Genomic DNA, 9,673 nt, shown 5'->3' on the forward strand with positions numbered 1-9,673 from the left:
CTGCGCCGGGCGTGCGGCCGGAAGTGCGAGAATCGGGACCGCAGGCAAGCCGTTCGAGACGTCCCGGGAGATCCACGTATGAGCCCCACCATTCCCTCCACGATGGACCGACCGCACTTCATCGGCATCGGCGGAGCCGGAATGTCGGGGATCGCCAAGATCCTCGCGCAGCGCGGCGCCCAGGTCCAGGGCAGCGACGCGAAGGACTCCGAGACGGCCGAGGCGCTGCGGGCCCTCGGGGTCGCGGTGCGGATCGGCCACGACGCCCGGCACCTGGCCGCCGACGCGAGCTGCGTGGTCGTCTCCAGCGCGATTCGCGCGGAGAACCCGGAGCTGGCGGCCGCCGCCGAGCGCGGCATCCCGGTCGTGCACCGCTCCGACGCGCTCGCCGCGCTCATGGACGGCACCCGCCCGATCGCGGTGGCCGGCACGCACGGCAAGACCACCACGACCTCGATGCTCGCCGTCAGCCTCACCGCGCTCGGCCTCGACCCCTCGTACGCCATCGGCGGCGACCTGGACGCGCCCGGCTCCAACGCCCACCACGGCGGCGGCGAGATCTTCGTCGCGGAGGCGGACGAAAGCGACCGCAGCTTCCACAAGTACGCGCCCGAGGTCGCGATCGTCCTCAACGTGGAGCTGGACCACCACGCGAACTACGCGTCGATGGACGAGATCTACGACTCCTTCGAGACGTTCGTCGGCCGGATCCGTCCGGGCGGCACGCTCGTCGTCTCCGCCGACCAGGCCGGCGCCGTCGAGCTGACCTCGCGGGTCCGCGACCTCGGTGAGCTGAACATCGTCACCGTCGGCGAGTCCGAGGGCGCCGACCTGCGCATCACCAAGATCAACCAGCGGGGTCTGACGAGCGAGGTCACCGTCCTGCTCGACGGGCGGATGCTCACCTTCACCGTCTCCGTGCCCGGCCGGCACTACGCCCACAACGCGGTGGCCGCGCTCGCGGCCGGCATCGCGCTCGGCACCCCCGCGCGCAACCTGGCCTCGGCGCTCGCCAAGTACACCGGCGTCCGGCGCCGGCTGCAGCTCAAGGGCGAGGCGGCCGGCGTCCAGGTGATCGACTCCTACGCCCACCACCCGACCGAGATGACCGCCGACCTGGAGGCCATCAAGGGCGCCGTCGGGGGCCCCTCCCGGCCGGAGGTCGGGGGAGGGGCGCGCGTGCTGGTGGTCTTCCAGCCGCACCTGTTCAGCCGCACCCGCGAGCTGGGCGTCGAGATGGGCCAGGCGCTGGCGCTGGCCGACGCCTCCGTGGTGCTGGACATCTACCCGGCCCGCGAGGACCCGATCCCCGGCGTCACCAGCGCCCTGATCATCGACGCGGCCACCGCCGCGGGCGCCGACGTGACGGCCGAGCACAGCAAGGACGCGATCCCGGACGTCGTCGCCGGAATGGCGAAGCCCGGTGACCTTGTTCTCACCATGGGCGCGGGTGACGTGACCGACCTCGGTCCGCTGATCCTGTCCCGCCTGGAGAGCCAGAACTGAGGAGCAACGGCATGCCGTACGAAGTCGAGAAGACCGACGAGCAGTGGCGCGAGGAGCTGTCCCCGCAGGAGTACGCGGTCCTGCGGCAGGCCGGCACCGAGCGGCCCTTCGTCGGCGAGTACACCGACACCAGAACCACCGGTGTCTACTCCTGCCGCGCCTGCGGCGCCGAGCTCTTCCGCTCGGACACGAAGTTCGAGTCGCACTGCGGCTGGCCGTCCTTCTACGACCCGGCCGACTCGTCCGCCGTCGAGCTGCTGGAGGACCGCAGCATGGGTGCGGTGCGCACCGAGGTCCGCTGTGCGAAGTGCGGCTCCCACCTGGGCCACGTCTTCGCGGGCGAGGGGTACGCCACCCCGACCGACCAGCGCTACTGCATCAACTCGATCTCGCTGAAGCTCGCCCCGCAGGAGTGAGCCACCGGGAGTGATCACACCGGAACGGGCCGCGTACCCCAGGGGTGCGCGGCCCGTGCCGGTCAGGCATTCAGGCACCTCACATCACGGCGCCTCGCAATGGTCACGTCAAGTCCAACCGGCGCGGCGATGAAGTACCCATGACGACCCTGGAGTCCTTCACCCCCACCGTCCCCGCCCCCTCCCCCGCCGCTCCCGACGCCGCCCGCCCCCGCTACTCCGTCTCGCTGGCCCGGGACGCGGCGGACGTCCGGGCCGCGCAGCGCCTGCGCCACCAGGTGTTCGCCGGCGAGATGGGAGCGCTGCTCGACTCCCCCGAACCCGGCTGGGACATCGACGCCTTCGACGTTCACTGCGACCACCTGATCGTCCGCGAGGACGGCACGGGAACGGTCGTCGGCACCTACCGGCTGCTGCCGCCGGAGCGCGCCGCCGCGGCCGGCCGGCTCTACGCGGAGAGCGAGTTCGACCTCTCCCGGCACGCGGCGATCCGCGGCGACCTGGTCGAGGTCGGCCGGTCCTGCGTGCACCCCGACCACCGCGACGGAGCGGTGATCAGCCTGATGTGGGCGGGCATCGCCCGCTACCTGGTGCGGACCGGCCACAACTGGCTGGCCGGCTGCTGCTCGGTGCCGCTCGCCGACGGCGGGACGGCCGCCGCCGGGGTGTGGGACACCGTGCGGGCCCACAACCTGTCGCCCGAGGAGTACCGGGTCCGGCCGCTGCGCGCCTGGGACCCGACCGGCGTCGAGCGCCCGCGCCCCGGCGGCCGCAACGCCCTGCCGCCGCTGCTGCGCGGCTATCTGCGGCTGGGCGCCTGGGTCTGCGGGGAGCCCGCGCACGACCCGGACTTCGGCGTCGCCGACCTGTACGTCCTGCTGTCGCTGCGCCGGACCGACCCGCGCTACCTGCGCCGCTTCCTCTCGCTCGCCCCCGCGCAATGAGGCTCCTGACGCGCCCGGCACCCGCCGCGCCCCCGCTGTCGGCGCCGCCGGTGCCGCCTCCACCGGCGGGCGTCCCGCACTGGCTGCCGAGCGCGCCCTGCACCCCCGGGCACTGCCTGGCCGGCACCCACCCGGAGGTCGGACGGACCCGGCGCGTCGCGCGCCGCACGGCGGGGATCGCGGTGCTGGCCGTCGGGCTCGCCCTGGCGCCGCTGGTGCGCCGCTGCCGTCCGGACCTGCGGGACCGGCTCACCCGCGCCTGGGCGCGGGCGGTGCCCGCCGCCTTCGGGGTGCGGGTCGACATCCGGGCGTCCGGCACGGCGGCGCGGCTGCCCGCGGGCGGGGTGCTGGTGGTGGCCAACCACATCTCCTGGCTGGACATCCCCCTGGTGGCCGCCGTCCTGCCGGCGCGGATGCTGGCGAAGAGCGAGGTCGCGTCCTGGCCCGTCCTGGGCCCCCTGGTGTCCCGCGGCGGCACCCTGTTCATCGAACGCGACCGGCTGCGGGCCCTGCCCGACACGGTCGCCCGGATCGCCTCGGTGCTGCGCGCCGGCACCCCGGTCGTCGTCTTCCCCGAGGGCAGCACCTGGTGCGGCCGGCGGCAGGGCCGCTTCCGTCCCGCCGTGTTCCAGGCGGCGCTGGACGCGGGCGTCACCGTGCAGCCGGTGCTGATCCGCTACCGGCTCGCGGACGCGGGCCCGGCCACGGCCGCCGCGTTCGTCGGCGAGGACACGCTGCTCGCCTCGCTGCTGCGGGTGACCGCCGCCCGCGGCCTCGTCGCGGAGGTCAGCGTCCTGCCCCCGATCCCGCCCGGCACCCACCCCGACCGGCGCTCACTGGCCCGCGCGGCCGAGCGGGCGGTCACCGGACCCCGACCCGGCCCCGAGGACCGGCACGGCCCCCTCCCGAAAGCCCCGCACGCCACGAACGCCCCGCGCCTCAGCGGCGCGAACTGAGCGCGCAGGCGACCGCGGTCGCCGCGGCGGCCGACGCCGCCGCCACGCACAGGGGCAGCAGCGGCAGCGCGACCGCACCCGTCTGCGAGCCGCTGACCAGCCCCGACACGGCGGCGTTGGCGGGCGAGCCGCCGACGACGAGCACCAGCAGGGCGCTCAGCCCGGAGACCGGGACCGCCCAGCCCGCGCGGCGCAGCACCGGCGGGTTGGTGAGCGCGCCGACCGCGAGGCCGAGCAGCGCGGAGACGAGCGCGGCCAGCAGCCCGGCCGTGACCGCCGCGCCGAGCGGGACCGCGTGCCGGTGGTCGGCGGTGTGCGCGTCGCTGATCACCGCGACGAAGGCCACCCCGGCGGCGCCGAGGAGGCCGGCCGCGCCCAGCGCCGTCAGCACGCACGCCAGGTGCACCCGGCCCGGTCCGGCCGCCGCGGCGGCGCAGGCCCGCGCGGCGGGCGGCTCGCCGGTGACGCACACCCGCACCAGCCAGGCGGCGACGGGGAGCACCCCGGCGGCGGCGAAGGCCAGCGAGTCGAGCAGCGGCTGCCCCGACGAGACCCCGATGGCCAGGATGACGCCGTAGAGCAGCACGGGCGGCAGCCAGCGCTGGGAGCGGACCAGCAGCGCGGCCTGGTAGCGCAGGAGGGCGGTCATCCGGCGTCTCCCCGGGTGTCGGCGGCGCCGACCTGCGGGCCGGCCGGGGAGCCCGGGTCGGGCCGGACGGAACGGATGTGCCAGGGCGGGTCCGCGACGAGCAGGGCGCGCAGCACCGCGTCGGACCCGGGTGCGGGGACGGTGATCCGGAGGTGCCCCGGTGCGGCGGGCAGGTGGCGGGGCGCGCCCGGCAGGGCGGGCGGCGCGCCGGGTCCTGACGCCTCGACGACGACCCGGGGGACGTCCGCTCCCCCGCCGGGGGCCGCGGCGGCGGTGAGCCGGCCGCCCGCGAAGCGGTGGACGGCGGTCGGCTCGCCCGCGAGGCGGCGCGGGTCGTGGTCGACGAAGACGACGGCGCCGCCCGCCGCGACGCGCTCGCGCACCGCCGCGTCGAGGACCGCGCGGGCTGCCTCGTCCAGGCCCGTCCACGCCTCGTCCAGCACCAGCAGCCGCGGCTCGGGGAGCAGCGCCTGGACGACGGCGATCTTCTGCGCGGTGCCCTTGGACAGCTCGTCCATCGGGGTGCGGGCGTGCCCGGCCGCCCCGAACCGCTCCAGCCACTCGGCCGCCCGCCGGGCGGCCGCGGCGCGGCGCAGCCCGTGCACGGCGCCGAGGTGGACGAGGTAGCCGTGTGCGTCGAACGGCAGCGCGGGCGGGAAGCGTTCGGGCACGTAGGCGGTGGCCGGTCGGCCGCTGATCCGCCCGGCGGAGGGCCGGTCGACGCCCGCGACGATCCGCAGCAGTGTCGACTTCCCGCTGCCGTTGGCGCCCTGGACGCGCAGCAGCGCGCCCGGCGGCACCTTCAGGTCCACGTCCCGCAGGACCCAGGGGCCGCGGAGGCCGTAGCGGCGGCCGACGCCGTCCAGCCTCACGTCAGTGGGCGGCCGGCTGGACGGGCTTGGCCTCGCTCGGCCGGACGATGACGAATCCCTCGCCCTCCAGCTTGAGCTGCACCGCCTCCCCGGAACCGCCGCGCAGCATCGAGCCGAAGCTCTGCGAGCGGTGCACGGAGGTCTGCAGGTGGGCGCTCCACCCGACGACCGCGTCGGTGTCGACGAAGACCGGTGACTGCGGGCTGACGGGGATGATGATGGGGTTGCCCTCACAGATCACCCCGAGCCGTCCGTAGCCGGTGAAGACGCTGTTGAACAGGCCGCCGCCGACCATCCCGGCGCCCTTGACGACCTTGATCTCGTACTCGAGCGTGGTGTCGAAGCAGAGCACGTTGCGGCCGTTGATCGTGATGGCGTCGCCCTTGTCGAGGCTGATGACGAAGCAGTTGGCCGCCTCGTGCGCGAACCACGCCTCGCCCTGGCCGCGCACGGACATCAGGGGCAGTCCCTCGCCGGTGAAGGCGCGCTTGAGGAACTTGCCGACGCCCTGGCCCTTCACCTCGAACTGCAGGTTGCCGCGGAAGGCGATCATCGCGCCCTGGCGGGCGTAACACTCGCCGTTGACCGCGTACTTGATGGACTTGGGGTTCTCCAGCGTCATGCCGGGCTCGGTGGCCGGCTGCGTCATGTTCTCTGCGGCGAAGAGGTCACTGTTCATGATCGCCATCTTCTCGCGGGCGCATCGGTCCGCCAAGGCCCTGACCCCGGCGGCCTGCGGCGGCACCCGGCGCGCCCGCTGTCCGGGGTGGCTTGTTCGCAACTTGACATACCAATCGCCCGGTTTTATTTTGAATGCGGTCGCCCGACTCGGCGTGGACGCGCTGACGACGGCCCGTGGAGGCGGCAAGTGGTCAGACAGGAGCGGGCGGAGTACACGCTGCGGCGGATCGTGCTGGCCGCGGCGGAGCAGTTCGACGGCCTGGGCTACTCCCGGACCAGCCTGGACGCCATCACGAAGGCGGCCGGGGTCTCCAAGGGAGCGTTCTACTTCCACTTCTCCTCGAAGGAGCAGCTCGCCGACGCGGTCCAGCGGCACAGCCGGGACCTCTTCGACGACCTGATGGAGGAACTGGGCCAGTTCGACGGGTCGCCGCTGCAGGCGATCATCGACTCCACCCACGGGCTCACCCGCATGCTGGCGGCGGAGCCCTCCGTCCGCGCGAGCATCCGCATCGCGCGCGAGCGGCCCCGCCGGGAGCCGCCGTCGCCGCTGGACTTCTACCGGGCCTGGCGCGAGGAGATCCGGCAGCTGCTGCGCGCCGCGGCCCTGCACCGGGAACTGCGCCCCGGCCTGGTCCAGACGTCCACCGAGGTGCTGGCCAGCGCCGTGGTCTCCTGCGTGGAGACGCTGTCCTGGCTGGGTGTACCGCCGGACGACGCGTCACGGCGGCTCACGGAGTTGTGGGACATCCTGCTGCCCGCCCTCGCACCCGCGGATCAGGTGGGGCGGTTCAGGACGTCACCGCCTGCGGAATGCGGCGTCCCGTGCCTGCCGACGCCGGCCCGCTAGCGGCGGACCCGGCCGGGGGGTCCGGCGCGAAGACCTCCGGGCTGCCGTCCGCCAGGAAGCGCTGCAGCCGGCGCGGCGGGACGAGGGCGGGCAGCAGCAGCATCCACATGTCCGAGGTGCGCTTGGTCAGGTCCTGACGACCGGTCAGCACCTCCGAGGTGAGCTGCAGTCCCGTCCAGCACCCGACGATGAACTTCGCCACCGAGTCCACGTCGACCTCGGGCTTGACGTCCCCCCTGCCCTGCGCCTGCGCGAGGCAGTTGCGGAAGAGGTCGATCCACGTGATGTACGGGGTGGGGTTGGCGCCGCTCAGCGTGCTCTGCTCGACCACCAGCCGGATGCCGGCGCGCACCCGCTCGTTCTCCTGCAGGCTCTTCGCCATGCTGTGGAGCAGGTCGATCACCGTCTGCACGCCGGGGCGTTCCACGTTCTGGAACGGGCTCCAGACCGCGAACTGCTCGGCGACGATGGCCTCGCGGAGGGCTTCCTTGGAGGCGAAGTGGAAGTAGAGCGCCCCCTTCGTCACCCCGGCCTCCTTGACGATGTCGCTCAGACTCGTCCCCCGGAAGCCCGCGACGTCGAAGGCCCTGGCCGCGCCGTCCAGGATGGCCTCCCTGGTGACTTCCGCGCGTTCCTGTCTGGCCATCACAACCTCCATACATCGAGGGCGGCACCCGATCCGGACTTCCGCCCTGCCTGCCCGTGACCGTGAGCCCTACCGCCATCAATTGTTCCCACACTCCCGTCAAAAAACCAACTAGCTGGTATTGTTTCGCTCGCCACACCAACCGAGCGCCGAGCACATGCTCAACATTTGCCCTGTTCAACACACGTACAGGAGTCCAGATGCGCATGTCCGTTACAGCCGACCGGTCGGCACTTTCCCCAGCTGATAGCGGGGAGCCCGACCTCTTTCTCAGAACAGTGCCCCGTACGTTCGTCCACCGGTCCGCGGTCTCGGAGGTGCTCCTGACGGGCATCCAGGAGACCGGCGAGGACCAGTTCAGGATCGGGGCCCAGTGGCCCCGCAGCCACAGCTATTACGGACCCGTCCGCAGGCGCTGGCACGATCCCGTGCTGCTTGCGGAAACGATTCGCCAGATCGTCCTTCTCATAGCCCACGACGCTTTCGAGCTCCCGCTGGGGTACCACTTCCTCTCCCACAGCACGTCCTACGACCTCGACGTCGACGGGGCGGTCCTGACCGACCGGCCGGCGGACGTCCTGCTCGACGTCCAGTGCCACGGCATCAAGCGCCGCGGAAAGCTGGTCAGCGCGTTCTCGGTCGAGGCGCAGTGCATCCGCGACGGCCGGGTCGTCGGCTCCACGCGGATGGCGCTGAGCTGCGTCTCCGACGCCACGTACCGCAGGCTGCGCGGCGACAAGTCCGACGCGGTGCCGCTGCGGGTCCTTCCGGAACCGGTGGTCCCGGAGATCGTCGGCCGCCGCTGGGAGCACGACGTGGTGCTGGGCGACACGGGTGTCGACCGGGTGTGGACGCTGCGCGCCGACCCCGACCACCCGGTGCTCTTCGACCACCCCGTGGACCACGTCCCCGGGATGGCCGTGATGGAGGCCGCCCGCCAGGCGGCGCTCGCCACCCTCCAGCGGCCAGGCGGCCTCGCGCTCGCCTGCGACGCGACGTTCACCCACTATGTCGAGTTCGACAGTGCCTGCCTGGTGACCGCGACCGTCGAACCGACCGGACAGCTCGGTTCCGACAAGGTCTCGGTCCGCTTCGACCAGGGCGGCGTCACCGCTGCGACCTGCGGTGTCACGGTCCTTGCCGACTGAGCGCGGGACCGTTCTGATCGCCGGCGGCACCGGCTTCATCGGCGGCGCCGTGGTGCGCGAGTTACTGGCACCGAACGGACCGGCGCCCCCCGGCGCGGGCATCCGGGTGCTGTCACGCCGCCCGCTTCCCGGCTGGATGGAAGCCGCGGGAGTACGGCGGGCCGAAGGCGACCTGCGCGACCGGGCCACGCTCCGGGGCAGCTGCGACGGCGCGGATACGGTGCTGCACCTCGCCTCCTACGTGGGAAGGGATCCCGACCTGTGTACAGCAATTAACGACCATGGCACTCGAGCCCTGCTCGAGGAGGCCCACAGCGCCGGAACCGACCGGGTCGTCTACGCCAGTACCGCGTCCGTGTACGGACCGGGGCCCCACCGGGGCTCCACAGAGGCGCAGTTGACGCCCGCGCCGGCCTCGGCCGCCAGCGCGTCACGCAGGCGGGCCGAACAGGCGGTGCTCAGCGGAGGGGGCATCGTCCTGCGGCCCAACCTGGTGTACGGGCCGGGTGACCGGTGGTTCGTCCCCACCCTGTGCCGGCTCCTGCGGAAGGTCCCGGTCTGGCCCGACGGCGGGACGGCCAGGACGTCCCTGATCGCGGTGCAGGACCTGGCCCGGGTGGTCGCCGCCCTGGCCGGCCGCACCGAGCGCCGGGAACTCGACTCCGTCTACCACGTCAACCACCCCCGGCCGACGGTGCTCCGCGCCCTGGTCGCGGAGTTGTCGAGGAACCTGGAGGTGCGCCCGCCGGAGACCGACCTGCCGCACGCGGCGCACCGCGAACTGACCGCACGGGTGCTGCCCGAGCTGTCCGCGCACCAGCACGGCCTGCTCACGCAGGACCACTGGTACGAGAGCGGCCGGATCTGGCAGCACCTCGGGCTCGCGCCCGGACTCGGCTTCGCCGCCGGGTTCGCGGCCAGCGCCCCGTGGTACCGGCGGCACCTGGCCGGACCGAACCGCACCTGAGGGACCGGCGACGCGGAACGGCGCCGGGGGCGATGGCC

General features: G+C 73.6%; 11 protein-coding genes. 7 read left to right on the forward strand and 4 right to left on the reverse strand.

Annotated features, from left to right (window positions below):
- Positions 1 to 78: 78 nt before the first annotated feature.
- The 4 genes from murC to ABZ721_RS19660 all read left to right on the forward strand — a co-directional run bounded on the left by murC (position 79) and on the right by ABZ721_RS19660 (position 3,822).
- Complete coding sequence (murC, locus tag ABZ721_RS19645; protein ID WP_358789884.1) at positions 79 to 1,506, forward strand: UDP-N-acetylmuramate--L-alanine ligase; 1,428 nt, start codon at positions 79 to 81, stop codon at positions 1,504 to 1,506.
- Positions 1,507 to 1,517: 11 nt separating this feature from the next.
- On the forward strand, positions 1,518 to 1,922 hold the full coding sequence (gene msrB / locus ABZ721_RS19650) for a peptide-methionine (R)-S-oxide reductase MsrB (RefSeq protein WP_358789885.1): 405 nt from the start codon (positions 1,518 to 1,520) through the stop codon (positions 1,920 to 1,922).
- A 140-nt stretch (positions 1,923 to 2,062) separates the two neighbouring features.
- A complete protein-coding gene (locus tag ABZ721_RS19655) occupies positions 2,063 to 2,866 on the forward strand; it encodes a GNAT family N-acyltransferase (RefSeq protein ID WP_358789886.1) in 804 nt (267 codons plus the stop codon).
- Positions 2,863 to 3,822, forward strand: a complete 960-nt coding sequence (locus tag ABZ721_RS19660; RefSeq protein ID WP_358789887.1) for a lysophospholipid acyltransferase family protein — start codon at positions 2,863 to 2,865, stop codon at positions 3,820 to 3,822. Before ABZ721_RS19655 ends, ABZ721_RS19660 begins: the two co-directional genes overlap by 4 nt.
- Here ABZ721_RS19660 and ABZ721_RS19665 read toward each other — a convergent pair.
- From ABZ721_RS19665 to ABZ721_RS19675, 3 genes are read right to left on the reverse strand one after another with little or no spacing between them, the layout of a single operon-like run.
- A complete protein-coding gene (locus ABZ721_RS19665) occupies positions 3,806 to 4,471 on the reverse strand; it encodes an ABC transporter (RefSeq protein WP_358789888.1) in 666 nt (221 codons plus the stop codon). The genes ABZ721_RS19660 and ABZ721_RS19665 overlap by 17 nt on opposite strands.
- Positions 4,468 to 5,343 (reverse strand): ATP-binding cassette domain-containing protein, encoded by an 876-nt coding sequence (locus tag ABZ721_RS19670; RefSeq protein WP_358789889.1) that lies wholly within the window; start codon positions 5,341 to 5,343, stop codon positions 4,468 to 4,470. Before ABZ721_RS19670 ends, ABZ721_RS19665 begins: the two co-directional genes overlap by 4 nt.
- A gap of 1 nt (position 5,344) precedes the next feature.
- The gene (locus ABZ721_RS19675) at positions 5,345 to 6,022 is read right to left on the reverse strand and encodes an AIM24 family protein (RefSeq protein WP_358789890.1); all 678 of its coding nucleotides are present in this window, start codon (positions 6,020 to 6,022) and stop codon (positions 5,345 to 5,347) included.
- Between the two features lie 189 nt (positions 6,023 to 6,211).
- Between ABZ721_RS19675 and ABZ721_RS19680 the strand changes: the two genes are divergently transcribed.
- Complete coding sequence (locus tag ABZ721_RS19680) at positions 6,212 to 6,874, forward strand: ScbR family autoregulator-binding transcription factor (RefSeq protein WP_358789891.1); 663 nt, start codon at positions 6,212 to 6,214, stop codon at positions 6,872 to 6,874.
- Here the strand turns inward: ABZ721_RS19680 and ABZ721_RS19685 are convergent.
- A complete protein-coding gene (locus ABZ721_RS19685) occupies positions 6,816 to 7,520 on the reverse strand; it encodes a ScbR family autoregulator-binding transcription factor (RefSeq protein ID WP_358789892.1) in 705 nt (234 codons plus the stop codon). The genes ABZ721_RS19680 and ABZ721_RS19685 overlap by 59 nt on opposite strands.
- Before the next feature lie 278 nt (positions 7,521 to 7,798).
- On the opposite strand from ABZ721_RS19685, the gene ABZ721_RS19690 reads away from it, so the two are divergent.
- Both ABZ721_RS19690 and ABZ721_RS19695 read left to right on the forward strand, forming a co-directional pair.
- A complete protein-coding gene (locus ABZ721_RS19690) occupies positions 7,799 to 8,668 on the forward strand; it encodes a ScbA/BarX family gamma-butyrolactone biosynthesis protein (RefSeq protein WP_358789893.1) in 870 nt (289 codons plus the stop codon).
- Entirely contained in the window at positions 8,658 to 9,635 is a 978-nt protein-coding gene (locus ABZ721_RS19695) for an NAD-dependent epimerase/dehydratase family protein (RefSeq protein WP_358789894.1), read from the forward strand. Before ABZ721_RS19690 ends, ABZ721_RS19695 begins: the two co-directional genes overlap by 11 nt.
- Positions 9,636 to 9,673 lie beyond the last annotated feature (38 nt).

Source organism: Streptomyces sp. NPDC006733, from assembly GCF_040636125.1.
GTDB lineage: Bacteria > Actinomycetota > Actinomycetes > Streptomycetales > Streptomycetaceae > Actinacidiphila.